The sequence below is a fragment of the Fructilactobacillus sp. X3R5C2 genome (assembly GCF_059901175.1).
This window is the reverse complement of sequence record NZ_JBWXVC010000004.1, coordinates 102,480-124,480: the sequence shown is the minus strand read 5'-3', so window position 1 is coordinate 124,480 and position 22,001 is coordinate 102,480. Positions and strand designations below refer to the sequence as shown.

The following is a 22,001-nucleotide window of genomic DNA, read 5'->3' as shown; positions in this document are numbered from 1 at the left end:
AAAATGACAAACGAAAATACAGCAATGACAAAACCAATTGAATATGAAGCAAACGGCAAAAACGTTAAATTATCAGGGAATATGGTTAAAGAATATCTAGTCTCCGGGAATGCTGAAGTAACTAATCAAGAAGTTGTTAATTTCTTACAGCTATGTAAATTTCAAGGATTAAACCCATTCTTGAATGAGGCTTATTTGGTTAAATTTAGAGGTCGACCAGCACAGATTATTACTTCAAAGGAAGCATTCATGAAAAGAGCTAATGCTGATCCACATTTCCAAGGATTTGAAGCTGGAATCATCGTTCAACGTGGCGATGAAATCGTTAAATTAAATGGTGCTATCAAACTTCCTAAGGATACATTAATTGGTGGTTGGGCAAAGGTTTATAGAGATGATCGTAAAGTTCCAATTAGCGTTGAAATTTCACTTGATGAGTTCTCAAAGGGTCAGGCTACTTGGAAACAAATGCCACTGAATATGATTAGGAAGACTGCAATTGTTAATGCTTTGCGTGAAGCGTTCCCAGAAAATCTTGGATCACTTTATACAGAGGAAGAACAAGGCGATCCAGAAGCTAATTTGAAACCTAGAACTGTAAATGCTGAAGAAGAAACTGCTACTAGTGTGGATGATTTAATTTCTGATAATTCTAAAGAACAAGAACCACAAGATGTTACAAGCAATAAAGGTTCTGATGAATTCCCAGAAACTCCATTTGATGAAGATAACAAAGATGTTGACGAGTCAAAAGTACAATCAGAAAAACCTAAGAAACCAGAAAGGGATGTGACAAGTGATGACGGAAGCAGTAAAGAACTCAATAAGCAGCAGCAAGAACAACTCTTTGGACAACTCGACGACCTTCGACCTGACGAAAAGTAATTACTACACTTCCGAAGCTAACTGGCATTACTTGTCAAAATCAGTTTACTGGAATTTCTTACAATGTGAAGCTTCTGCTTTAGCACAACTTAAAGGATTGTATACACCCAAAAGGGATGAAACACCCTTATTGGTTGGCAATTATCTCCATTCTTATTTTGAAAGTAAAGAGTCACATCAGCAGTTTTTAAATGAGCATAAAAAGCAATTGTATAAGTATGGCAACCCTGAAAAGGGAATTAAAAAAGATTACAAAGACGCCAATAAGATGATTGAAGCACTTGAAAATGATCCTAAGTTTCCATTGATTTATCAAGGAAAAAAAGAAGTTATTGTAACCGGAAAAATTGACGGCATTCAATGGATGGGGAAACTTGATTGCTTGTCTCCTGATAAAAACATGTTCTTTGATTTGAAAACTGTTGATGATTTCCACAAAAAACACTGGAATGCTGAACGACATATTCCTGAGAATTTTGCAGAAAGTCGTGGATATATTTTGCAAATGGCAATCTATCAAGAGTTAATTAGACAAACATTTGGAATTGAGTCTACGCCATACATCATTGCTGTATCTAAGCAACAAGAACCAGACAAAGCCATCTTTTCAATTCCACAATTCATGATGGATACAGAAATGGACGAATTAAAAGAGAAACAACAGCATATTGTAAATGTGATCAATGGTACTGAAAAGCCAATTGCATGTGAACATTGCGATTACTGTCGAATGAATAAGAAGCTAAGTACTGTGACACCAATTGACTCAATTGAATTGTATTAGGAGGTAATAATATGTATTTCCCAAAATTTCCATTGATTAATGAAACACCCATTTTAATTCCTAAAAAATTAGCTACTGAAATTGGATTAAAAGAAACGATTATTCTCCAAAAATTATATGAACGAATGAATTTAGTTGGAGAACCAGATGAAGAATGGGTAGAAGCAGAAAAAGAAGGACGTATTGCTGGTAGAAATGAACTTCATCTAGCAGAAAATTATGAGCATCTTCAACTATTGCTTCCGTTTTTAACTTTAGATGAAATAAAAGAAACTATGGATAGCTTAGTAGATAAAAATTTAATTTCAATTAAAAATTATAAAGATTTCAAAATTGGGGCAATTGAACACTTAACAATTAATGATGGTAAATTGTGGCGTCTATAAAGAGGTGATTAAACATGGTAAAAGTTGTTAGACATCATAAAGAGCATTTTACTATTGCAGATAATCAAATAATTCAAGATGAACGTTTAAGTTGGAAAGCACGTGGAATATTTATGTACGTGTGGGCACAAAAAGATACTTGGAAATTTTATGAAACCGAAGTGATGAACCATTCCATTGATGGAAGAGCTTCATTAAGAAAAGGACTAGAAGAACTTGAGAAGTATGGATATTTAAGACGATCACAATTGCGAAATAAACAAGGTAATTTTGGTGATCCGTTTTGGGAACTATCTGATACACCGATGTTCGATTATCGGACATCGGGTAATCCGACATCGGAAAACCCGACATCGGAAAATCGCACACTAACAAGTACTAATAAAACAAGTACTAATAAAACAAAAACTAAAGAAGAAGTAGAGCGAGAAAAACTGAAGCCAATTAATTCGTTTCAAAACTATTTTGGAGTTCCACGCAATGCAGTTATTGAAAATTTGAGTGAATGGTCTAAAGAATTTGGCAATGACTTGGTTAACTATGTAATTAAGATAACTGCTCAAAGAAATGTTAGTAATAACGCTGCATGTTCTTATATGGATAGTATTTTTAGAAGTTATCGTAAAAACAACATTAACACTGTTCAACAGGCTAAAACGGCTGAGGATAATTTCAAACATCGACATTTCCAAAATAGTAATAAAAAGCAACACAAGACAATAACACAAGAAGAATTGGAGGAAAGGAACCTTGACTTCTGACCTTAGATTTTTAGGTAAAGACTTAAAAACGTTGGAAGAAACTTGCCCAATTCATCCGGACGTTCAACTTAAAGAATTTAAAGGTCATAAAAGTTGTTGGAAGTGTACTAAAGAACGTGAACATAAACATATGGAAGAACTTCGAAAAACAGTAAAGCGTCGAAGCACTTACAACATGCTCAAACGTTCTTCAATCATGGACGATCCGGACTTAAAAAGAGTAAGTTTCAACGATTATCAAGAACGTAATTCAGAGACAAAGAATAATAAGCAGCTAGCAGAAAAGTTAGCAACTTACTATACCAATCTAGATAACAGAGGAAATGCAATCATTTCTGGCAAAGCTGGAGTTGGAAAATCTCATTTAGCTTATTCAATTTTGAAGTATGTAAATAATCATGCTGAACCAATGCAAAGTTGCTTATTTGTTGATTTTAACGAATTGCTTAGACGTATAAAGGGCAGCTTTCACGATAAAACCAGTCCCTATCAAGAAGCGTCAATGGTTTCACTGCTAAGTGGAGTGGATCTCTTAGTTTTAGATGATTTAGGTAGTGAAGCAACGTTTCAAACGAAGGACAGCGAAGCATCTAATTGGGCTCAAAATGTTTTGTACGCAATCTTGAATCATCGCAATCGAACTATTATCACAACTAACTTATCTGGAGAACAGATGTTGCATATTTATAACGACAAGGTGGTTTCCAGAGTGATGAAAGGCAGTCAAGATAAAATAATTAAATTCAAGGACACGAAAGATTATAGAGCGAGGTTATTTTGAAAAACGAATCAGTGATATTTATTCAACCGTTAAAAAACGGCGGTGCTTTCTATGAAAATCTACAAGAACATCAACAAAACGAAGAAGCGTTGCGAGTTATGAGAAGACGAGCAAAAGACAATTGGGTAGAACATTATCAACGTTATGTTGAAAATTACGAAACTAAAACAAGTAAAGGAGCATAACGAAAATGAATGATTTAGTAGTCATGAGAGATAAACATGCAGTAACAACTAGCTTGAAAGTAGCTGAAGTTTTTGGAAAAGAACACTCCAAAGTTATTAGAGCAATTAAGAAACTTCGACAAGCCAAAAGTGGCGAGTCGATTTCTAATGAAATGTTTGTTGAATCAACTTATTTAAATAGTCAAATGCATAAACAACCAATGTTTTATATGAATCGAGATGGATTCACTATTCTGGCCATGGGATTCACTGGGGATAAAGCTTTAAAGTTTAAATTTGATTACATCAAAGCATTTAACCAGATGGAAGATCAGATTAAACAATATGGTGGCTTCGAAGTCCCTCAAAACATGGGAGACGCATTACAGTTAGCAGCTAACCAAGCTAAGCAAATTGAAACCATGCAGCCAAAAGCGTTGTTTGCTGACGCTGTCACTGCTAGTAAGACCAGCATTTTAGTTGGAGAACTTGCTAAGTTGCTTCGCCAAAATGGCGTTCAAATGGGACAAAACCGCTTATTCCAATATTTAAGGAATAACGGTTACTTAATCAGACGCAAAGGGACCGACTACAACATGCCAACTCAAAAATCAGTGGATAAAGGATTATTCCAAGTTAAGGAAACGTTAGTTATGCACGCAAATAATACTGTTGTTTCCAAAACAACCAAAGTCACTGGCAAGGGTCAGCAGTACTTTATCAATAAATTTTTAAAGGATGATCTGGTCGTTGAATAAATATCATGCGAAAAAAGTCATAGCAGACGGTATCAAGTTTGATAGTAAAGCTGAGTATCAGTACTACCGGCATGAATTGAAGAACAGGCAATGCCCGGTTAGCTTTCATGAAAGATTTGAAATCGTGCCGAAGTTCAAGTTAAACGATAAGCGACATTCAAGACGTTACTACACACCAGATTTTTGTATTTACGACAATACAAAACGATTAGTCAAGGTAGTAGACGTTAAGGGTAGCAAAATCACGGCAGACGCTAGTTTAAGAATGGCAATGTTTGAATATCTGTACAAAATACCAGTCACAATTGCTAGATATGACTACAAAAAACATACGTTTACGGAAAAGGAAATGTAGGGAGGGTGGCCAACATGTGGCTAGTTACAATTTTGATTTTACTAATGATTTTTGGATTCTGGTTCTTGGATTCTGACTGCTGCAGTTGGTTATTCGTCCTAGTAATTTTCTGGTTTGTTATTCTGTTTGTTCTGAAGTTATGGTGGGTAATTCTAATCTTAGTTGCAATTTTAGGACTTATTGGTTGGATTGGAGCTGGGAAATAGATGTATGCAAAATTAGAGCATATTAATGGCTCTCAGCTCGTTTTAAATGTTGACGAACAATTAGACATGGAAAAGATAAAACGTTTCTCAGATGGACGTCAGCCAATTGTGGAGATTGATATTGCTGACGGACGTCATATAACTCCAGACCAGCGAAAAAAGATATTTGGATTGATTGGCGACTTTTCTGAGTACACAGGATTCTTAAAACCAGAGTCTGAAGCTTTTCTAAAGTATGAGTTCATTGAGACCATGAAAGAACCGCAATACTTTTCAATGGCTGACTGTTCTGTGACACTAGCAAAGAAGTTTATCGACTTCATTATTGGTTACTTTATTGATGAAGATGTGCCGTTTAAAACGAAGTGTTTTGATGAAATCCAAGGTAATTATGGTCTCGTCCGGAAGTGTGTTTTACATCGTGATTGCATTATCTGTGGAAAGCCGGGAGCTGACATTGACCACTTTAAGGCAGTTGGAATGGGCCGAAACAGATACAAGATTGATCAACGAGGGATGTATGTGTGGTCACTTTGTAGAAAGCATCACAATTTACGGCATTCAATGGGAATTGCTGACTTTGCCAGACAGTTCCAAATCAAGCCGATTAAATTGGATGATGAGTTAATCAGACAGCTTAAATTGACGAGCAACAAACGATTAGACGAACAGGAGAGAAATGATGAACCGTTATAAGCATGGGAAATATGATCTAATCACTCATATGTCAGATATCTTGCCAAAAGATAAGTTCATTGGATTCATGGTTGGAAATATCATGAAGTATATTGTTCGATTCGAGGATAAAGGAACACCGATTCAAGATTTGAAAAAAGCGCGTGATTATTTGAATCGATTAATTGATTATATGGAGGCAAAAGATGAAAAAGTCTAAAGAGAAAATATCACAGGAAGAATCAATGAAAAAATTAGACAAATCAATGGATGAAAATTTTCAACTACTACATGAGACACACGAGGAGTACCTAAAGATTTTAGAGAGGGGCAGGCACCAGAGGGAACAATCAGAAAATATGAAAAATAAGAAAACAGATGAGCGTTTAGAAAGAATTGAAAGCAAATTAAAACTAAATAATTGTTTATTAGATAGATTGATTTTAATTAAGTCAAGATCGGAATGTAAGAAAAATGGGAAGCAAAGAAAATACATTATTCCGATTCCAGATACTGAAGGCGGCAAATATCAGTGCTATTTAGTGAAAATAACTAGCCCTTACTCTGGAGGAACAAGGATAGGTGTTGATATAAGCGACAAAGAATCAATACTTCGACCACAAGAACCAGGTATTTTGTCTCCTAGCAGGTATAAAGAACAATTTATTTTCACTGAATCAGAAGTTGAACAATTTTCACCGTATAATCAGCTTTTAGCTCAGGAGGTTTACATTGACTAATTTAATTCCAATTTGTATCAGCTGGTTTTGTGCCGGTATTAGCGTTGGTTGTGCAATTGCATCAATGATGTTGTTGTATAGCAGTATTAAAAAAACAAAACAACGTGATATGCATCAAGAAATAGATATGTCTGATTTATTTGATGAACATGGATTTAAAGGGCATTTGTACCCAGACAATCCAAAGAAACCGAGGTAAGTGAAATGAGTGAGAAAACAGTAAGCTATGAAGAATTTGTTAAAAGAATCCACGAAAAGATACCTGAAGTGTTCATGCATTTTAACGAAAAAGGATTTCCAATTACTGAAAAAGAAGCGTGCGAAATGGAAGACGAGATAGTTGGTTTTGTAAGTGAAATGAGGGAGAAACACAAGAATGACTAAACAAAAGAAGTATGCAATTCCCTTACCTGATACTACTTATGTAACAAGTAGAAATATGGATAGTTATATCCCTATTTATATGAATTCATTTTTAACTAAAGTTCCAGAAGGAAGCTATTACTTAAATGGTCCGTTTGCAGTTGAACAATATGAAGCTGATCAATACGGAAAACGACTTTATGATCTTAGTGAAGTAGAAAATCATAATGAGGCAATTTTTAGCGAAGAAGAATTAAAAGATTTACCAAAACCATATCAAGAAATGGCAATTGAGGTTAATTAAATGAAAAAGTATGTAGTTCCACTGCCGGACGTTAATTTATATCAATTACCAATTGCTTACGTCACAGTATTTCGATCAGATAGACATAGTGGATGTTATGCTTTTTGCTATTTTATTAGCGATTCAGAGGCTAGCAAACATGATTATGCAATCTTTTCATTAGATGAAATTCAAGAAATGCCAAAAGATTATCAAAAGTATGCGAAAGAGGTTGACGCGCAATGACTGAACAACAAAAAGAGTGCCCTTATTGTACAGGTATTGGGAAATTTATGTATCACGATAAGCAAAATAGAGCATTAGGTTTAAATTATGATTCAGACCATAAATGGAAACTGTTTTATTGGAAATATGGAGACAAAGCTATTATGACTGAAGCTCATTATTGCACTAAATGTGGAAGGAATTTATACAAATGACTAAAGAACAAAAGAATTGCCACTACTGTCAGCATGAACAAAAGAGCTTAATTGAAATTGATGAAGATAACGATCCATCTGGCATTTCAACGATTTTATATATTGGCAGTAACAAAAACTATAAAAAATACTATTTGTGTATAGATGTTTCAGCAGGTTCGTATTTAGAGAACCATCCATTTGCTGATATAAATTACTGTCCGATGTGTGGAAGGAAACTATAAATGATTAGTTTTGATGAAATAGAGAGTGTCAAATCACAATGTTTAAATTCGTTGGTTGAGGGGAAACATATGAAAATAAATAAAAAACGACTTAGAAAACAGATGAAAGATAGCAACCAGATTCATTATGAAAAAGAAGAAAGTATACGTCATAGAGAAAAAGAGTTGTATTGGAGAGAGCAAGAATTGAAAAAACAGCAAAATGCAACAGAAAAAATCAGAGAATGGGCGGTCCAACATGGTTTAGATAAAAAGACCGATAAGCAAGTTATCAAGTTAATGGAAGAGTCTGGAGAGTTAGCTGAAGCTCATAACAAGAAACATACAGATGATCTAAAAGATGCACTTGGAGATATCTACGTAGTAATTACAATCATTGCTCAACAGAATGGTTGGAATATTGAGGATTTAATTTCAGCTTCTTACAACGTGATTAAGGATCGTACAGGCAAGACTGACCACGGTACTTTCATTAAAAAAGAAGATATCGAAAAATAAAAAACAAATAATCTAAAACTTGCGTAATTAGTTTCGAACACAAGCAAAGGAGATTTTAGATTATGGAAAAAGAAAAGGTAAAGATACCACAATTTGTCGCAGGTTGGATTGAAAGGAACAAGGATCACCATTGTGCAGCTCTTGGTGAATTGCTGTTTGCTGAAAAGTCTGAGTTAGATAAATCAGACAAACAAGTGTTTGAATGGTTATTTTTAGATTTATGTGAGCATGTTCGATTAATTTTAGGAGCGGTAAAGGATGGATATACGTTTGATAACCAAGAATATGTTATTCCCATTCCAAACATTATTGCATATGGAAATCAAGTGTACTTGTCAGTATATGGTTCAGAAAAAATAGATAAATTCCACGCAATGACAAAACATACTGATGAAAAAATCACATTTACTGATGATGAATTAGATAAAGTGCCAGAAATGTATCGTAAGTTTAAAATTCCAAAAGAGTTGGTGATTGATGATGAGTAGAATTCAAAAAGTACCTGTTGGAGTGGCACGATTCATTGAAACAGTCAGGGAAGATAAAAGTAAAAATTTATGGACTCAAATTAGCGATACTTGTGTCTACTTATCTAATTTTATTGAAATTATTAATGGAGAAAATGATAGTAAGCCAACTGGTGGATTAAGTTACATCACAGTTGGTTGGATTGAAGAAAATCAAGACACATTTATTAAAGCGTTAGTTGATGGATATGAGGTGGTAGAAAATGAACAAAATCGAACCAATTGAAAAAGCCGTTCAAAAAATGAACGGCGAAGCAAAAAAGTTTTATGGAAATATTGATAAAGAATCATTGAAAGTAGTTGGAAACATTAATGTTGAATTGGTTGATGGTCAATTTATGGCCACTAATCATCAAATCATTTCAAAATTCAAAAATAAGGAGTGCTGGTAATGACTAATATTTTATTTAGTGAAATTCCAGATAAAAAGGGAGAAAGTGTACCAGAATTAACAGCCGGCCAAGCAACTTGGTTGAACGAAGAGGTTAGAAAAACAGTTGAAGAAACTGGTTCAGATAATAAATTAGATATTGCTGTAACAATGAAACAAGATATCACTCGTATGTCATTAGATAATCCTATGTTTAAGGATTTAAACAAATATCAATCGAAATTGTTAATCGCTTTAGTCAATGGATTCAAGATTAAGCCAACAAAATATGTAGTTAAACTTCCAGTTATTTCCAATTCGAAAGGACATAGTCTTTATTTAAGAAAGGGAGATAAACAAAAGTGGGAATGCGTAGAAAATACGTGGGCTGATGAATTTACAAAAAAGCAGATTGATACAGAGGTCCCAGAAGTTTACCGGCCGTACGCACAAGAAATAAAAGAATTTTAGACCAAACAAAAAAGCAGACCATATCCCTAAAGTCCACTTTCTCTATTCATTGAAAAACATACGTTCGCATTACAGAACTTCTATAGTATACCACACGAAAAGGAGTTCTGCCCATGTCTCACTTCACATTTCTAAATAAAGAACAGACGATCGCAAATGCAAAAATGGCTTTAGAAAAATATACGTATTGGCATAACAGAGAATTAAGTCAAAAGGTTGCATCCCTTGGCTCACCAATCATTTCAGATATGCCTAAAGCACAGTCAACTACTAATTCGCAGGAAAATCGCATATTAGAACATATCGACGCTAGTTTGTATTGCGAGTATTGCCGGAAAGCAATTGAATTTCTAACAGATGAACGATACCGAGATATTCTCAATAACTCATACATAACAAGACAGTATCCAGATGAGTTTTTGATGTCACAGTTATGTTTGAGTAAGACGCGATTTTACCAGGTTAAAAATGAAGCGTTATTAGCGTTTGCGCAAGTTTGTCCGCCACTACCATTTAGAAATGATGATGAAGTTTATTCTCTGATTTCCTACAAATAAATTTCAGAGTGAACTATTTGTGAACTAAAAGCGGAGGAAATGTGAACTAAATGTGTACAATGAGGGGACAAAAAGTGAACCATAAGCGGAGCTAAACGTTATATATTGGTATTGTCCAGAAATTGGATATGGCTTTCAAATGTTTTTTACCTCGGGCAAGTATAGGCAACACGGAAAACCTCAAAGAATAGTCTGGTTCGAATCCGGACACTTGCCTTTGCAGAGAAATCTGCATCTACTGCGTTACTGCTAGTTCTCCTTTCGAATAATTGATTTGTTTATTTACCTACTTGTTGATCCAAGAGCTTATTTCATAGCTAGCAGTGGCGAAATCGCAAAGAGTTGGAAACTCCATGTTCCAACTCTTTTTTTATGGAGTGAATTATTTGTATACACATAAGGGAATTACATATTCGTGCAAGACTGAGTTTGAGTTAATTCAACGTCTGGACCACGAAGCTAAAAGGAAACAAAGAAAACAAAAGCAACATAAATCCAACGATAGGAGGGACGGTTGATGTAAGTGTCTAAGAGAGACGATGCCAAAGCTGATTACTTAGCTGGTATTTCATTAAAGAAAATTGCAACCAAATACGGAGTTGCATATGGAACGGTAAAGTCGTGGAAGTCACGTGAGCATTGGGACGATGACAAACGGCTAACGCAACCGTTGCAAAATAAACGCAACGCAACCCAAAAAGGTGCAACCAGAGCAGAAAAGGTTGCAACTCGTGAACCGGTTAAATCAGATGGACTGAATGACAAGCAGGAATTATTTTGCATGTACTATCTACAACGATTCAATGGTACGTGGGCATATATGAAAGCATATGGAGCTAATCACGAAACTTCTATGGTTGGTGCCAGTCAGCTTTTAAGCAAACCTAAGATTAAAGCCTACATCACCAAGTTAAAGAAGCGTGCATCAAATGAGTTGCAGCTTGAAATCACAGACTTAATCAGAGCCGACGCAAAGCAAGCGTTTGGAAACATTGATGACTACATCAATTGGAAGACAACTAAAATGCTGGCAACTAATGCAGCAGACGCACCCGTATTAGACGCTGACGATAATCCTATTTACTATCACACCACAGACTTCTATTTAACAGATAAAGATAAGGTCGACATGTCGTTAGTCAAGTCAATTACTAAAGGTCGTGACGGTCTTAAGGTTGAACTCAAAGACCCAGAGAAAGCACGAGAACGTTTGTACAAGTTCTTTGCTAACAGCAATGACGGTAAAGATAACGAAACTAACGTCTTAGATAAATTACTTAACACAATAGCTAAAGGAGCTGAACAAGATGGAAAAGATAAATCTAAATAATCTTTTCACTCCTAAACAACAGGAAGTTATTGATCAGGAAATCAACAATCCTTATTGGACGTTGATGATTAATTACGGTGCGGTTCGTGCTGGCAAGACGTTTGTTGATAACTTTGTGTTCTTGTTTGAGTTGCGACATGCAGCCGAGGTTGCACAATCCAAAGGGGTTGCACATCCTCAATACATATTGGCTGGTGTGGACGCTAAGTCGATTAATTCCAACATCATCATGGAAATGTTTAACACATTTGGCTTGGTGTTTAAATTCAATCGTTTTAATGGATTCGATGTGAAGTTTCCTGGATTGCCACCGGTGCAAGTAAGACAAGCATACACGGGAAGTATTCGTGGTCTTGGATCCATTCGTGGTATGACATCTTATGGTGCTTACATCAATGAAGCTTCCAAAGCTAATCAGGAAGTGTTTGATGAAATCCAGAATCGTTGCTCAGCAGACGGTGCCCGAATTGTTTGTGATACCAACCCTGACATTCCTACTCACTGGTTGAAAGTGAACTACATTGATAAGGCAAATGATAGCAAGTTTATCATCGCCAATAAGTTCACGTTGGACGACAACATTGCTAACTTGTCGCCACAGTATGTTGAATCACTCAAAGAAACTACGCCGAGTGGAATGTTCTACGACCGAGCAATTAAAGGCTTATGGGTATCTGGTGAGGGTCTGGTTTATCAAGACTACAACGAAAAGGACAACACGATTACTGCTCAACAGTTCAACAAGATTAAGCAAGAACATACGTTGAGTTATTACTGTGGCCTTGACTGGGGTTTTGAACATAAAGGCTCAATCGTATTAATGGCTGATGATGAAGATGGCAACACTTATCTCGTTAAAGAATGGACGTATCAACATCGGCAAATTGAATACTGGATGGAAGTGGCCAAACAAATCCAGCAGCAATATGGTTTAGCAATTCCATTCTATTGTGACTCTGCTCGGCCAGAATACGTTGCACGTTTCCAAGACGCCAACATCAAAGCAATCAATGCTTATAAAGCACGTATGACTGGAACCGAAGAGATAGCCGATATCATTCATAACAACAAGTTCATGGCTGTTAAAGACAACCTTATGGACTTTGAGACTGAAATTTATCAATACACGTGGAATGAAAAGACCGGTGAACCAATCAAGAAAGATGGGATGGACGATTGCATGGACGCGTTGCGTTATGCAGTTGCAACCAAGAACTGGTACAAGCGTGAGGAAGAACTATCTAAGCGTGATAATGGTTCAATCACACAACAAAACGAATTACTACAAAGCAAAGGACTTATTGGCGGACAGCCAAGAATGGGGGTATAGAACGTGTCAAATATTAATGGAACCATGCGACAACCAGATGTGTTTGGAAAGAAACACAGTTTAGATGGGACACGATTTGGTCAGAACGCCAACGTACAATATTCCATTCCTGAACCAACATGGGATGCAGTCAAAGACGCTCCAAGCTCTGAGAACTTCTTGGCATTAGTTCGTTACTACGTCAATGATCATTACTCAAATCAATTGGATCGTATCCTTGAGTTGCAACGTTATTACTATGGCGATAACAACATTCATCATTGGCAAGGTGAGTTGCGCAACAAGAACCAATCAGACAATCGAATTGCTAATCCATGGGCCACATACATTACCAACTTGCGAATCGGACATCAGTTTGGTAATCCAATCAAATATGGATTTGATAGCAACGATGACAACGCCGATGAAGACGAGGGAGAAGAATTACTAAACACGGTTGCTCAATTCAATCGTCAGATTAACGAACCTTATCACAACAGATTGATGGCCATTAACATGTTCACGACTGGTAGAGCCTATGAACTAATGTTCATTAAAGAGGGAACGAATGAGGTTCATCTGACAACGATTGACCCTAACAGTTGCTTCGTGGTTTGGTCGACTGATGTTGAGCCAACTGAGCTCTTTGCTGTTCGTTATTATAAAATTCAAATTGCCGGACAAATTAACTTCCAGGTTGAAGTTTATACCGACAACAAGGTTTACTATTATGACGCTGGCCAAGATATCACTGGTGACCTAACTCTTACTAAAGTGGAAGACACATACTTCCATCAAGTTCCTATCACTGAGTTTGATAACAACCCAGAGCGTATGGGAGTTTATGAACGTGTGCTTGATAAGATTGACGAATACGACCAATCCGAATCAGGGATGGCCAACAATCAAGAGGACTTCAACAATGCTCAGTTATTAATCTCAGGTATCATCAGCAATCAAGGTGGCAAAGCTGAGCCGATGTTGGATGAGAATGGTAATCAAGTCTATATTGACAACAATGGTAACTATACTAATCAATCTCAAGATAAACTCGGCAACAAGAACACACCAATTATGGAAAAACAGGTATTGGATACTCACTCAAACGTGATGTATATGAAGCCTTACCAATTCCATGATGCGTCTGGAAACACACAGACGGTTCCAACAACTGCAACGTATCTCACTAAGAACTTGAATGTGACTGACTGGGACAAACACAGGACGGACATTGCTAATGAAATCATGCAGTTCACTAACACACCAAATGTAACTGACGCTAACTTTGCTGGTAATGCTTCTGGTGTAGCGATGTCGTATAAGCTGTTTGGAATGGACCAGGAAATGGAAGTTACCGATTCACTATTTGCTCGTGGTATCCATCGCCGGTTGCGTTTACTGATTAACTATTTAGGAATGCAACCTGAGTCTGGCGTAAATGAAGATGAGGACGCTAACGACGTTACCATCACGTTTACTCCAAACAATCCAAAGAACAATCAAGCAATCGTTAATGTTATGCAGTCGTTGGCTTCTCAAGGTGTCGTATCGACACAGACACTTCAAGAGATGGCTTATCCAGTTACTGGTGTTCCTCAATCACAAGAACAAGAACGAATGGACCAGCAGAAACAAGAGCAGGCTAAGAACAATCCAATGGCTGGCATCAACAACAATCTCTTCCAACAGAACATGGGAGATAATCCTAAGCCACCAAAGGAAGAAGACCCAGATAAAACTGGACAAAGTGGTGGGGAAAGCAATTAAGGTGGTGTGATCATTGGCAACAATCAAACAAGAACAAAAGCGAATTGAGAAGTTAGTTCAGCAGGATAACAACAATGCCGATAAGATTGCTGGCTTCTATTCCCAGGCAATGACAATCGTTGCCAGCAACTTGAATGATTTCTTTTTCCACTATGCTGTCGATAATCACTTGTCAGTTGGTCAGGTATCCAAAGACGTTTCAACGTGGGATGTTCAACAATTCCACGACGCTATCAATTCGCTCATGGCTAATTCATCAGACAACGATAATCTGACCAAGCAATTACGAGCATTGTATGCACAATCGCAAGTGTCTAAACGTGACATGATGGGAGCATTAGTTGGTGCTGGAATTGTAGTTGCAACGAACAATGTTGCTGATTATTCAGTTGATAAGCTCAACAAAGAGTACGCTGAGGGTTATCGTTGGAGGAACAGTGGCAGCGAATACACTATGAATCCAAACGACCATACGCAACAAGACTTCCTTAATTCACTTAATAACCATGCGCAAACCATGATGTCGAAAGCCACACAAGTTCTTTATTCAAGTTTGCAAACAGGTTTGGATTTATCACAGATGAGACATTTAACTAAGACCATGAGTGAGAAAACTGATCGTCAATCGGGAAACATCAACAGTGCCGTCAACACAGAGGTGTCTGGCATTCAAACATTGTTCCGGACGGAAGCATCAAGTAATAATGCTGATGGAGCAATGGCAGCGTTCAAAGACAATGATGTTGACTATGTCTATTTGCTAACACAAAAAGATGAGAAGGTCTGTGAGATTTGTGAGGGATTGGCAGACGACAACCCATATCCAATTGAACAGGCACCTGACATACCCGAAATGTCACACCCAAATTGCCGATGCCAATTAATACCGTGTGATAAAGACGGTAACCTAACCAGTGATACGTCAATTGATTAGGAGGTAATTAAATATGAAAACAATTCGTAAATTAATCAGTAAGCAAAAATTGGTAGATACAATTTTTGTTACATTTATTGTTTCGATGGTTATGAGCTTTATGCCAATGCTTTTAGTTGGAATTTTGCCTATACTACGTAGCAATTTATTATTAATCATATCTATGTTTATTGGTACTGGAATAGGATCCATATGTTTAACTTTGATTGCAATTGAGGTAGCTTATTAAATTAAATAAATATCATTAGCACTTAACTTTGTTGAGTGCTATTTTTATGGCCTTTTTTAGTCAGCAGGCCTAAAAGAACTGGCTTTTTTGCTGAGTTGAGAAACTTAAAACCTTACTAGTCTACGGACTTAAAAGCAGGAGGAAACCTTATGGCAGACGAAGAAAAGAAGTACACACAGGCTGATATGGACAAAGCAATGTCTAACAAAGCTAAGGAGTATGAAGACAAGTATTCGAAGCAGTTGGAAGAACAGAAATCTGATCTTGAATCCAAGATTGATGAAGCACGGAAAGAGGCTCTTAAAAAGGGTGAAGAACGGGCACAAATGAGCGCTGAAGACAAAGCTAAAGCTGACTATCAAGACAAGCTGGACGCTTTAAAAGCTGAAAAGGAAAGCATCGCTAAAAAGCAAGCTGAAATTGAAAAAGCTGATGCGTTGACTAAAACCCGTGCACTTTTAAAAGAGAAGAACATTCCAGAGAGTTTTGCCGGCTACCTTTCATCGACGGATGAAGCAACTAGACAAAAGAACGTGGAAGAGTTTGCTAAGACTTTCCAAAGTGGCATTGATGAGGGAATCAAGCACAAGACTTCTGGGAAATCCAATCCACAAGGCGGAGGCCACATTGAAACACAAGGATTGACCGTTGATGACTTCAACAAAATGGACATCATGCAACAGTCAAAACTTCGACACGATGATATTGAACTTTATAACAAATTAGAAAAGGAGAGCGAAAAATAATGGCATTTGAACAAGAAACTAAACTTTCAGATTTGCTAGACCCGGTTGTTTTTGGTAATTGGGTCAAAAAAACTTCAACACAAACAAACCGTTTTGCACAAAGTGGTGTATTAACTCCAGACGACTCATTAGGAAGTCGACTATTAACTCCTGGATTGGGAATTACCATTCCAACATTAGGAGACTTAGGCGGTGATCCACAAGAGTGGAATGATAGTACCGACATCAAGACTGATTCTATTGATTCAGGTAAAGAAGAAGAAGTAAAACTTGCTGACGTAAAAGCATACGCAGTAAGTGACTACTCACAATTTGTTTCAGGTGCTCCAGTTTGGGATCAATATGCAACACAATTTGCTAATTACTGGAGTCGAATTGATGAAGGCAGATTAATTAAATTGGTTGATATTGCATTCTTGAACCAAGACATTGCTACTGCCAAATCATTCAATGTTGGTAACGAAAAAGACTTATCACCAAAAGACTTCATTGCTGCTCTTTCACGTATGGGAGATGCTGCCAGCAACACTCTTAGCAAAGTTGTTGTTAACTCAGCTGCATACGGAGAAATGAGACGACAAAACTTAATTGAATTCATTCAACCAAGCGTTGGCGGAGCTGCCATTGCTACTTATAACGGTATGCAAATTATCCAAGACGACTCACTACCAGTAGATGACAAGGGTAAAACCTATGCAATCGTCTTTGGTAATGGAGCAATCAAGTACTCAACAGCTACTCCAATTAATGGAAATAAAATTGTTAGAGACGAAAACAAATCTGGTGGTAGCCAAGAGTTGATTCAAAAGAGAATTTCAACCATGCATATTGGTGGAACTTCAATTGATACCCAACAGCTTAGCAATGGATACGTTGGATACCGTGACGACTTCAACAAGGGAACTCTTCCATTGTACAAAGTTGCTGGTAAGACCAGAAATACTAAGGGTGATCCACGTAACATTCAAATTGTTAAGTACGGTTTCAAGATTGGTACTGATTTAATTGTTCCCGGTGTTAACACTACTGCACTACCAGATGCACCAAAGTCAACTCCAACTTCAGGCTCAAGCAAGTAGGGATGTGATTTAAATGGCAGACCTGCCAAGTAAAGAAGAAGTAACTGGATTAATGGATTGTGCTGATGATATATCTGACGCTGTGTTCAATGAGCTGGTTAGTGAAGCTAATAAGATAGCTATTTATGATGGTGTCAGTGATGACATGTTAAAGACTGCTACCACTTGGCTAACTCGCCATTTAATCTACGTCAATATGTTCATGGGCTCTGGAGGTGTTACATCTGCTGCTACACTCGGTAACTCACAGACTATTGCTGATCACACACAAAACGATCCTTACTTACAACACTATGAACAAATTGTTAATCAGTTTGGATCAGGTGGCAGTCTTGGTTCTGTGACAACGGAGTAATGCTATGGCAGACGAAGTAACACCACAAGAAGCAATCAATCAACTCAATAAGTTTCGTGAGAATGCAGACAAGCTCAATGGCTATCAGCTGTATGTTGGTGTTCCACGTGATGATGGTTACTTGACCATGATTGCTTTAGTCAATGAGCAAGGTAAGACAATCAGTCCTAAAGGTGGCAAGTGGTTATGCATTCCAACTAAAGAAACGGTTGGCAAGTCGCCACGAGACATTGATGGTCTGTTCAAGCCAAAAGGCAAGAACGTTCTGGCCATTAAAGATAAGAGTCAATCGAATGGAATTCGTGTGATGTTCATTCTCAGGAAGTCCGTGACGATTCCAGCTCGACCATTTTTAAGAAACTGTTTCACTTTGAACATTGATAAGTGGAATGAAGACTTACGAGACCTTATCTATCTCATGTATCAAGATGAGATTGACCCACACGAAGTCTTTCGCCGACTTGGAGTTCAAGTGGTTAAAGACTTACAAAAAACTATCTTGGATTTCAAATCGCCAAAAAACGCACCATTAACACAAGCTAACAAAGGTTTCGATGATCCGTTAATGAGTTCAGGGAAACTCTACCGGTCAATCACTTATGTAGTTGGAAGTAAAGGAGAGGTGTAGATGAAATTTCATAACTTTAATAACTTTGCTTTCAACATGAACATGTTGGCTCAACATCTTAAAGTTGAACGAGCAAATGGTTCAGACATTGAAGTGAATGAACCTTTAGTTAACCAAAGTAATCCAAACATCAACTTTCAATCCATCACTGGTGGAGAGCTAGAAGTTGGAAGCATGTACTGGGTAAGCAAGTTAAATGACGTTCAAAAAGGCGACCACGTCACGATTGATAGCGGAAAACGCTACACAGTGATAGGTATTGCTCAGGACTTAGCCGGCGGGCTCAACATCTATTCGCTGAAGTTTAACAACGAACGTAGGAGAGGCGGTGACTCTCATTTCTAAAAATATTTATCAACAATTTGAAGAGTTATTAGGAGACGTCATTCATAAATATGAACCTGACGTCCCTTTTGTTCCGGAAGAAAGAACGGGTGACCAACCAAGCTATCCATACATCACGTATAGCCCCGTTGTGGCGCATAAACAGATGTACTTTAACGATTACATGTCAAAACCATTTGAACTGGTCTACCAGCTTAAATGTGTATCTGACGCAAAGACAGAATCATTAGGGATGGCTGATTGGATCAGGCGTCTTTTTTATTTGGCAAAACCAGCAAATGAATTACTAAGTCATGGCGTAGCGCTCGAAACAGTCGAAGACATGGTTAATACCGATGTTTACTTCAATATCGACTGGCAGTATTCGAACGGCTTAACCATGACTTTTATGATCCAACCTGATTTTCAAGATGACACAAATAACTAAATTAAAAAGGAGATTTTACAGATGGCAGTAAACGATATTATTAAACGCCCATCAAATGTTCACTTGACCGTTTCAATTCAGCAACTGGTTAAGGGAACTGGTAAGCCAGCAATCGCAATTCTGACTAAAGGTTCAACTAATAAAGCAAAGACCTATGCCACGATTGACGACCTTGCAGAAGACTACCCAGAAAACACAGAAGTCTATGCCAACGCTAAGGCAGCTATGGAAGTTCCAAACTTCAACGAAACCATTGAAGTTATTGAATACGGTTCAACTTATGTTCCAAATTCAAACACTCAACTAATTCAATCAGATGTAACTACTAGTGGAAGTGGTAGTTCTGACGAATCAAAACCAGTAGATACATCTGCACCAATCGTGCAAGCAGTTGGTCAACACATCTTTGACGGTTTCTACTACATCACTGCAGACAATACTGTCCCAGAAAGTGACTTAGAAACTCTATCAGACTTCTTGTACGACAACCAACGTGTTGCATTGTATGCACAAGTTAAGAGCATTTCTGACTTACAAAAATTAAGCTCACATGTTCAAAGTTACCAATCTGATTCTAAAGAAAAACAAGGGAACACTGGTGCCATTGTCGAAACTTCTGACCGACACCCAGCTGTTCAAATGATTGCTTATGCCTCAATTAATGCTCCAACTGACTTTGGCCACATTGGCAATTTAACTCAAATGGAACCAGACGCTGACTTCACTGAAGCTGACTACGAAGCAATTGAAAAAGCTAACGGTTCAGTTGTTGTTAATAAAGCTGATTGGGACATGTCCAATTCTGGTAAAGCACTTGCCGGAAATTATATTGACCAATTCGTCCACGTAAACATGGTAACTGACTCAATCAAGTTCGTAATCCAACAGTACTTAAACGGTCAAAAGTGGCCTAAGTACGACGAAGACACAGTTTCAATGATCATCAAGTTAATTGATGGTGTTAGCAAAGACTACGTGGCAAGTGGCATTTTGGTTGCACCAATCACAGTTACTTCAACTCCAATCTCACAAGTTCCAACGAAGTTAGTTAACGAAAGAACATTCAGTAAGTTTGGTTTTGATTTTGAAGTGGCCAACGACGTTCAAGACATTAATGCCAATGTCAACGTAATCGTTTAAAAAGGAGGAAATAGAAAATGCCTAAAACAACTATGAGTAACGGCGGAGAGATTAATATTCTCTCTAGCCGTTTTCAACATGTTTATGTAAGAAAGAACGGTAAGATTCGAGAAATTACCGACATGAAAAATGGTACTGCTGGTTCAATCGCACCAAATGCTGCTAAGTATACTTATACTTCGGGCTTTCATGGCGATATGCACATGATGGAAAGTGCTGATAATTCATATAAAACCACTTTAAACTTAATCACTGGTTCTGATGACGCTAAGTTCTTTAACGCATTGTTCTTATCACAATTAGAAAGTGGTCCAGATGACGACACTACCTTTGATTTAATCTATGAGGATAATTCAAACCATGTGTCAGTTACACTTGAAGGTTCAAACATTGATACTAGACCAACTATTCCTATCCAGAATACTGACAGTACTATGGCTGTTTCTATTCACTCTGGTAACTTAGTTGATAACAGTGCTTTGCCAGACCAAATGTTTAACTAAAAAATTCAACTCAAACACTTTAAAGAGCTATGCAGAAGTGCATAGCCCTTTTTTTATATAAAGGAGATTTTTACCTATGACTACCAGTAAAAAGACTGATAACAACACAGAACTTACCGCATTATTTGACGCTCAAATTAAGAAGCAGGTAACTTTCAAAGATGAAAAAGGTAAGGACAAAACGGAGTCAATCACGCTTGAGCGTCCTTCAACTTTGGTAACTATGCAAGTTATGGACGCTTTGCAACGCAACGATGACTTCTCTGACTTAGCTAAAGCGTTTTTCTTAGTTATGAATAATGTCATTGTTTCTCCTAAGATGACCTATGAAACTCTGGATGAAGATTTACCAGCAACAAAGAAGCAAAAGACTATCACAGTTAAGAATCGTGACGGAAAAGAACTTAAATTCTTGTTGAGATTCCCTGGATACGAAAAGACGTTTGGTATCTTGTCCGGAACTTCAAATAACCGTGGTGGAATGAACTTAGCTAATACTTTGCCAGTGTTACTTGATGAAGTTGTACGTACTCCTGACCGTCACTACGTTAAGGAAACTGACTTTGACCCGGGTGAACAATACGATGGTTTAGTTTTTCAGGTCTATCAAGAAGCTATGAACTTTTTAGCAGACCTAACCAACTACAACGGTTTGATGGAAAAATTAAACACCGCTACGACGTTTCTTACGGACTCAATACAATTCAGCAATAACTAAATACCTCAATAACGATGATGAAGTTGACCAGAAAAAGGTCGATAAAATGCTCGACAAAACTCGTGGAGCGTTGATCGCCAGTTATTGGTTAGGGGTGAGTGAAGAAGAATTACTCAACCAAACACCGGGTAAGTTAGTTGATAGCATTCATAAGGCGAACGCCATCAAGAAAGATTATTACGAGTTAATGAGTGACGCTACCGAAAACGGAATGTTAAAGGGAATGAATGAAATTGCGAAAGCTCGAAACGAACAACACTAAG

The 22,001-nt window shown here is 37.4% G+C and carries 39 protein-coding genes; all 39 read left to right on the top strand.

Going from position 1 to position 22,001, the window contains the following annotated elements; all coding sequences use genetic code 11:
- Positions 1-3 precede the first annotated feature (3 nt).
- Positions 4-885, top strand: a complete 882-nt coding sequence (gene bet, locus AC6UD4_RS05525; protein WP_500694515.1) for a phage recombination protein Bet — start codon at positions 4-6, stop codon at positions 883-885.
- Positions 800-1,669, top strand: a complete 870-nt coding sequence (locus tag AC6UD4_RS05520; RefSeq protein WP_500709640.1) for a PD-(D/E)XK nuclease-like domain-containing protein — start codon at positions 800-802, stop codon at positions 1,667-1,669. Before bet ends, AC6UD4_RS05520 begins: the two co-directional genes overlap by 86 nt.
- An 11-nt stretch (positions 1,670-1,680) precedes the next feature.
- Positions 1,681-2,055 carry a hypothetical protein gene (locus AC6UD4_RS05515; RefSeq protein WP_500694517.1) on the top strand — a complete coding sequence of 125 codons (375 nt, stop codon included), beginning with the start codon at positions 1,681-1,683 and terminating at the stop codon, positions 2,053-2,055.
- 14 nt (positions 2,056-2,069) lie between these two features.
- On the top strand, positions 2,070-2,816 hold the full coding sequence (locus AC6UD4_RS05510) for a DnaD domain protein (protein WP_500694518.1): 747 nt from the start codon (positions 2,070-2,072) through the stop codon (positions 2,814-2,816).
- The gene (locus AC6UD4_RS05505) at positions 2,806-3,597 is read left to right on the top strand and encodes an ATP-binding protein (protein ID WP_500694519.1); all 792 of its coding nucleotides are present in this window, start codon (positions 2,806-2,808) and stop codon (positions 3,595-3,597) included. The genes AC6UD4_RS05510 and AC6UD4_RS05505 overlap by 11 nt, the downstream gene beginning before the upstream one ends.
- The gene (locus tag AC6UD4_RS05500; RefSeq protein ID WP_500694520.1) at positions 3,594-3,782 is read left to right on the top strand and encodes a hypothetical protein; all 189 of its coding nucleotides are present in this window, start codon (positions 3,594-3,596) and stop codon (positions 3,780-3,782) included. The genes AC6UD4_RS05505 and AC6UD4_RS05500 overlap by 4 nt, the downstream gene beginning before the upstream one ends.
- 5 nt (positions 3,783-3,787) lie before the next feature.
- The gene (locus AC6UD4_RS05495) at positions 3,788-4,519 is read left to right on the top strand and encodes a phage antirepressor KilAC domain-containing protein (RefSeq protein WP_500694521.1); all 732 of its coding nucleotides are present in this window, start codon (positions 3,788-3,790) and stop codon (positions 4,517-4,519) included.
- Positions 4,512-4,874 carry a DUF1064 domain-containing protein gene (locus AC6UD4_RS05490; RefSeq protein WP_500694522.1) on the top strand — a complete coding sequence of 121 codons (363 nt, stop codon included), beginning with the start codon at positions 4,512-4,514 and terminating at the stop codon, positions 4,872-4,874. Before AC6UD4_RS05495 ends, AC6UD4_RS05490 begins: the two co-directional genes overlap by 8 nt.
- Positions 4,875-4,888: 14 nt before the next feature.
- Positions 4,889-5,080 (top strand): hypothetical protein, encoded by a 192-nt coding sequence (locus AC6UD4_RS05485; protein ID WP_500694523.1) that lies wholly within the window; start codon positions 4,889-4,891, stop codon positions 5,078-5,080.
- The gene (locus AC6UD4_RS05480; RefSeq protein ID WP_500694524.1) at positions 5,081-5,776 is read left to right on the top strand and encodes a putative HNHc nuclease; all 696 of its coding nucleotides are present in this window, start codon (positions 5,081-5,083) and stop codon (positions 5,774-5,776) included.
- Positions 5,763-5,975: a DUF3310 domain-containing protein gene (locus tag AC6UD4_RS05475; protein WP_500694525.1), complete on the top strand. Its 213-nt coding sequence runs from the start codon at positions 5,763-5,765 to the stop codon at positions 5,973-5,975. Before AC6UD4_RS05480 ends, AC6UD4_RS05475 begins: the two co-directional genes overlap by 14 nt.
- The gene (locus AC6UD4_RS05470; RefSeq protein WP_500694526.1) at positions 5,962-6,495 is read left to right on the top strand and encodes a hypothetical protein; all 534 of its coding nucleotides are present in this window, start codon (positions 5,962-5,964) and stop codon (positions 6,493-6,495) included. The genes AC6UD4_RS05475 and AC6UD4_RS05470 overlap by 14 nt, the downstream gene beginning before the upstream one ends.
- The gene (locus AC6UD4_RS05465; protein ID WP_500694527.1) at positions 6,488-6,694 is read left to right on the top strand and encodes an HPP family protein; all 207 of its coding nucleotides are present in this window, start codon (positions 6,488-6,490) and stop codon (positions 6,692-6,694) included. Before AC6UD4_RS05470 ends, AC6UD4_RS05465 begins: the two co-directional genes overlap by 8 nt.
- A 5-nt stretch (positions 6,695-6,699) precedes the next feature.
- Entirely contained in the window at positions 6,700-6,879 is a 180-nt protein-coding gene (locus AC6UD4_RS05460) for a hypothetical protein (RefSeq protein ID WP_500694528.1), read from the top strand.
- Positions 6,872-7,162, top strand: coding sequence for a hypothetical protein (locus tag AC6UD4_RS05455; protein ID WP_500694529.1), 291 nt, complete (start codon positions 6,872-6,874; stop codon positions 7,160-7,162). Before AC6UD4_RS05460 ends, AC6UD4_RS05455 begins: the two co-directional genes overlap by 8 nt.
- Positions 7,163-7,387 carry a hypothetical protein gene (locus tag AC6UD4_RS05450; protein WP_500694530.1) on the top strand — a complete coding sequence of 75 codons (225 nt, stop codon included), beginning with the start codon at positions 7,163-7,165 and terminating at the stop codon, positions 7,385-7,387. It begins immediately after the preceding gene.
- On the top strand, positions 7,384-7,581 hold the full coding sequence (locus AC6UD4_RS05445; RefSeq protein WP_500694531.1) for a hypothetical protein: 198 nt from the start codon (positions 7,384-7,386) through the stop codon (positions 7,579-7,581). The genes AC6UD4_RS05450 and AC6UD4_RS05445 overlap by 4 nt, the downstream gene beginning before the upstream one ends.
- Entirely contained in the window at positions 7,578-7,805 is a 228-nt protein-coding gene (locus tag AC6UD4_RS05440) for a hypothetical protein (RefSeq protein WP_500694532.1), read from the top strand. Before AC6UD4_RS05445 ends, AC6UD4_RS05440 begins: the two co-directional genes overlap by 4 nt.
- On the top strand, positions 7,806-8,303 hold the full coding sequence (locus AC6UD4_RS05435; RefSeq protein ID WP_500694533.1) for a MazG-like family protein: 498 nt from the start codon (positions 7,806-7,808) through the stop codon (positions 8,301-8,303). It begins immediately after the preceding gene.
- 62 nt (positions 8,304-8,365) lie between these two features.
- Positions 8,366-8,791 (top strand): DUF1642 domain-containing protein, encoded by a 426-nt coding sequence (locus tag AC6UD4_RS05430; RefSeq protein WP_500694534.1) that lies wholly within the window; start codon positions 8,366-8,368, stop codon positions 8,789-8,791.
- Positions 8,781-9,056 (top strand): hypothetical protein, encoded by a 276-nt coding sequence (locus tag AC6UD4_RS05425; protein ID WP_500694535.1) that lies wholly within the window; start codon positions 8,781-8,783, stop codon positions 9,054-9,056. The genes AC6UD4_RS05430 and AC6UD4_RS05425 overlap by 11 nt, the downstream gene beginning before the upstream one ends.
- Positions 9,034-9,222, top strand: coding sequence for a hypothetical protein (locus tag AC6UD4_RS05420; RefSeq protein ID WP_500694536.1), 189 nt, complete (start codon positions 9,034-9,036; stop codon positions 9,220-9,222). Before AC6UD4_RS05425 ends, AC6UD4_RS05420 begins: the two co-directional genes overlap by 23 nt.
- Entirely contained in the window at positions 9,222-9,671 is a 450-nt protein-coding gene (locus AC6UD4_RS05415; RefSeq protein ID WP_500694537.1) for a hypothetical protein, read from the top strand. Before AC6UD4_RS05420 ends, AC6UD4_RS05415 begins: the two co-directional genes overlap by 1 nt.
- A gap of 113 nt (positions 9,672-9,784) precedes the next feature.
- Positions 9,785-10,228, top strand: a complete 444-nt coding sequence (locus AC6UD4_RS05410; protein WP_500694538.1) for an ArpU family phage packaging/lysis transcriptional regulator — start codon at positions 9,785-9,787, stop codon at positions 10,226-10,228.
- Between the two features lie 523 nt (positions 10,229-10,751).
- On the top strand, positions 10,752-11,558 hold the full coding sequence (locus AC6UD4_RS05405; protein ID WP_500694539.1) for a terminase small subunit: 807 nt from the start codon (positions 10,752-10,754) through the stop codon (positions 11,556-11,558).
- The gene (locus AC6UD4_RS05400; protein ID WP_500694540.1) at positions 11,536-12,888 is read left to right on the top strand and encodes a PBSX family phage terminase large subunit; all 1,353 of its coding nucleotides are present in this window, start codon (positions 11,536-11,538) and stop codon (positions 12,886-12,888) included. Before AC6UD4_RS05405 ends, AC6UD4_RS05400 begins: the two co-directional genes overlap by 23 nt.
- 3 nt (positions 12,889-12,891) lie before the next feature.
- Positions 12,892-14,634 (top strand): phage portal protein, encoded by a 1,743-nt coding sequence (locus AC6UD4_RS05395; RefSeq protein ID WP_500694541.1) that lies wholly within the window; start codon positions 12,892-12,894, stop codon positions 14,632-14,634.
- Between the two features lie 13 nt (positions 14,635-14,647).
- Positions 14,648-15,568, top strand: a complete 921-nt coding sequence (locus AC6UD4_RS05390) for a structural protein (protein WP_500694542.1) — start codon at positions 14,648-14,650, stop codon at positions 15,566-15,568.
- A gap of 13 nt (positions 15,569-15,581) precedes the next feature.
- Complete coding sequence (locus tag AC6UD4_RS05385) at positions 15,582-15,797, top strand: hypothetical protein (protein WP_500694543.1); 216 nt, start codon at positions 15,582-15,584, stop codon at positions 15,795-15,797.
- A 149-nt stretch (positions 15,798-15,946) separates the two neighbouring features.
- Positions 15,947-16,543: a capsid assembly scaffolding protein Gp46 family protein gene (locus AC6UD4_RS05380; RefSeq protein ID WP_500694544.1), complete on the top strand. Its 597-nt coding sequence runs from the start codon at positions 15,947-15,949 to the stop codon at positions 16,541-16,543.
- Complete coding sequence (locus AC6UD4_RS05375) at positions 16,543-17,622, top strand: phage capsid protein (protein WP_500694546.1); 1,080 nt, start codon at positions 16,543-16,545, stop codon at positions 17,620-17,622. The genes AC6UD4_RS05380 and AC6UD4_RS05375 overlap by 1 nt, the downstream gene beginning before the upstream one ends.
- Positions 17,623-17,635: 13 nt before the next feature.
- Positions 17,636-17,977 (top strand): hypothetical protein, encoded by a 342-nt coding sequence (locus AC6UD4_RS05370; protein WP_500694547.1) that lies wholly within the window; start codon positions 17,636-17,638, stop codon positions 17,975-17,977.
- Positions 17,978-17,981: 4 nt separating this feature from the next.
- Positions 17,982-18,605 (top strand): hypothetical protein, encoded by a 624-nt coding sequence (locus AC6UD4_RS05365; RefSeq protein WP_500694548.1) that lies wholly within the window; start codon positions 17,982-17,984, stop codon positions 18,603-18,605.
- Positions 18,606-18,950, top strand: coding sequence for a hypothetical protein (locus AC6UD4_RS05360; protein ID WP_500694549.1), 345 nt, complete (start codon positions 18,606-18,608; stop codon positions 18,948-18,950). It abuts the gene before it with no gap.
- Positions 18,934-19,377 (top strand): phage neck terminator protein, encoded by a 444-nt coding sequence (locus tag AC6UD4_RS05355; RefSeq protein WP_500694550.1) that lies wholly within the window; start codon positions 18,934-18,936, stop codon positions 19,375-19,377. Before AC6UD4_RS05360 ends, AC6UD4_RS05355 begins: the two co-directional genes overlap by 17 nt.
- A 21-nt stretch (positions 19,378-19,398) precedes the next feature.
- Positions 19,399-20,517, top strand: coding sequence for a hypothetical protein (locus tag AC6UD4_RS05350; protein WP_500694551.1), 1,119 nt, complete (start codon positions 19,399-19,401; stop codon positions 20,515-20,517).
- A 17-nt stretch (positions 20,518-20,534) separates the two neighbouring features.
- Positions 20,535-21,020, top strand: coding sequence for a hypothetical protein (locus tag AC6UD4_RS05345; RefSeq protein ID WP_500694552.1), 486 nt, complete (start codon positions 20,535-20,537; stop codon positions 21,018-21,020).
- 76 nt (positions 21,021-21,096) lie between these two features.
- Positions 21,097-21,738: a hypothetical protein gene (locus AC6UD4_RS05340; protein WP_500694553.1), complete on the top strand. Its 642-nt coding sequence runs from the start codon at positions 21,097-21,099 to the stop codon at positions 21,736-21,738.
- A gap of 46 nt (positions 21,739-21,784) precedes the next feature.
- A complete protein-coding gene (locus AC6UD4_RS05335; RefSeq protein ID WP_500694554.1) occupies positions 21,785-22,000 on the top strand; it encodes a hypothetical protein in 216 nt (71 codons plus the stop codon).
- Position 22,001 lies beyond the last annotated feature (1 nt).

Excerpts from the sequence above, each read along its gene's own strand:
- bet (WP_500694515.1), top strand. The coding sequence starts at position 4 with ATGACAAACGAAAATACAGCAATGACAAAACCAATTGAATATGAAGCA.
- AC6UD4_RS05520 (WP_500709640.1), top strand. The coding sequence starts at position 800 with ATGACGGAAGCAGTAAAGAACTCAATAAGCAGCAGCAAGAACAACTCT.
- AC6UD4_RS05515 (WP_500694517.1), top strand. The coding sequence starts at position 1,681 with ATGTATTTCCCAAAATTTCCATTGATTAATGAAACACCCATTTTAATT.
- AC6UD4_RS05510 (WP_500694518.1), top strand. The coding sequence starts at position 2,070 with ATGGTAAAAGTTGTTAGACATCATAAAGAGCATTTTACTATTGCAGAT.
- AC6UD4_RS05495 (WP_500694521.1), top strand. The coding sequence starts at position 3,788 with ATGAATGATTTAGTAGTCATGAGAGATAAACATGCAGTAACAACTAGC.
- AC6UD4_RS05485 (WP_500694523.1), top strand. The coding sequence starts at position 4,889 with ATGTGGCTAGTTACAATTTTGATTTTACTAATGATTTTTGGATTCTGG.
- AC6UD4_RS05480 (WP_500694524.1), top strand. The coding sequence starts at position 5,081 with ATGTATGCAAAATTAGAGCATATTAATGGCTCTCAGCTCGTTTTAAAT.
- AC6UD4_RS05475 (WP_500694525.1), top strand. The coding sequence starts at position 5,763 with ATGAACCGTTATAAGCATGGGAAATATGATCTAATCACTCATATGTCA.
- AC6UD4_RS05470 (WP_500694526.1), top strand. The coding sequence starts at position 5,962 with ATGAAAAAGTCTAAAGAGAAAATATCACAGGAAGAATCAATGAAAAAA.
- AC6UD4_RS05460 (WP_500694528.1), top strand. The coding sequence starts at position 6,700 with ATGAGTGAGAAAACAGTAAGCTATGAAGAATTTGTTAAAAGAATCCAC.
- AC6UD4_RS05455 (WP_500694529.1), top strand. The coding sequence starts at position 6,872 with ATGACTAAACAAAAGAAGTATGCAATTCCCTTACCTGATACTACTTAT.
- AC6UD4_RS05450 (WP_500694530.1), top strand. The coding sequence starts at position 7,163 with ATGAAAAAGTATGTAGTTCCACTGCCGGACGTTAATTTATATCAATTA.
- AC6UD4_RS05445 (WP_500694531.1), top strand. The coding sequence starts at position 7,384 with ATGACTGAACAACAAAAAGAGTGCCCTTATTGTACAGGTATTGGGAAA.
- AC6UD4_RS05440 (WP_500694532.1), top strand. The coding sequence starts at position 7,578 with ATGACTAAAGAACAAAAGAATTGCCACTACTGTCAGCATGAACAAAAG.
- AC6UD4_RS05435 (WP_500694533.1), top strand. The coding sequence starts at position 7,806 with ATGATTAGTTTTGATGAAATAGAGAGTGTCAAATCACAATGTTTAAAT.
- AC6UD4_RS05430 (WP_500694534.1), top strand. The coding sequence starts at position 8,366 with ATGGAAAAAGAAAAGGTAAAGATACCACAATTTGTCGCAGGTTGGATT.
- AC6UD4_RS05425 (WP_500694535.1), top strand. The coding sequence starts at position 8,781 with ATGATGAGTAGAATTCAAAAAGTACCTGTTGGAGTGGCACGATTCATT.
- AC6UD4_RS05420 (WP_500694536.1), top strand. The coding sequence starts at position 9,034 with ATGAACAAAATCGAACCAATTGAAAAAGCCGTTCAAAAAATGAACGGC.
- AC6UD4_RS05415 (WP_500694537.1), top strand. The coding sequence starts at position 9,222 with ATGACTAATATTTTATTTAGTGAAATTCCAGATAAAAAGGGAGAAAGT.
- AC6UD4_RS05410 (WP_500694538.1), top strand. The coding sequence starts at position 9,785 with ATGTCTCACTTCACATTTCTAAATAAAGAACAGACGATCGCAAATGCA.
- AC6UD4_RS05400 (WP_500694540.1), top strand. The coding sequence starts at position 11,536 with ATGGAAAAGATAAATCTAAATAATCTTTTCACTCCTAAACAACAGGAA.
- AC6UD4_RS05385 (WP_500694543.1), top strand. The coding sequence starts at position 15,582 with ATGAAAACAATTCGTAAATTAATCAGTAAGCAAAAATTGGTAGATACA.
- AC6UD4_RS05380 (WP_500694544.1), top strand. The coding sequence starts at position 15,947 with ATGGCAGACGAAGAAAAGAAGTACACACAGGCTGATATGGACAAAGCA.
- AC6UD4_RS05375 (WP_500694546.1), top strand. The coding sequence starts at position 16,543 with ATGGCATTTGAACAAGAAACTAAACTTTCAGATTTGCTAGACCCGGTT.
- AC6UD4_RS05370 (WP_500694547.1), top strand. The coding sequence starts at position 17,636 with ATGGCAGACCTGCCAAGTAAAGAAGAAGTAACTGGATTAATGGATTGT.
- AC6UD4_RS05365 (WP_500694548.1), top strand. The coding sequence starts at position 17,982 with ATGGCAGACGAAGTAACACCACAAGAAGCAATCAATCAACTCAATAAG.
- AC6UD4_RS05360 (WP_500694549.1), top strand. The coding sequence starts at position 18,606 with ATGAAATTTCATAACTTTAATAACTTTGCTTTCAACATGAACATGTTG.
- AC6UD4_RS05350 (WP_500694551.1), top strand. The coding sequence starts at position 19,399 with ATGGCAGTAAACGATATTATTAAACGCCCATCAAATGTTCACTTGACC.
- AC6UD4_RS05345 (WP_500694552.1), top strand. The coding sequence starts at position 20,535 with ATGCCTAAAACAACTATGAGTAACGGCGGAGAGATTAATATTCTCTCT.
- AC6UD4_RS05340 (WP_500694553.1), top strand. The coding sequence starts at position 21,097 with ATGACTACCAGTAAAAAGACTGATAACAACACAGAACTTACCGCATTA.
- AC6UD4_RS05335 (WP_500694554.1), top strand. The coding sequence starts at position 21,785 with ATGCTCGACAAAACTCGTGGAGCGTTGATCGCCAGTTATTGGTTAGGG.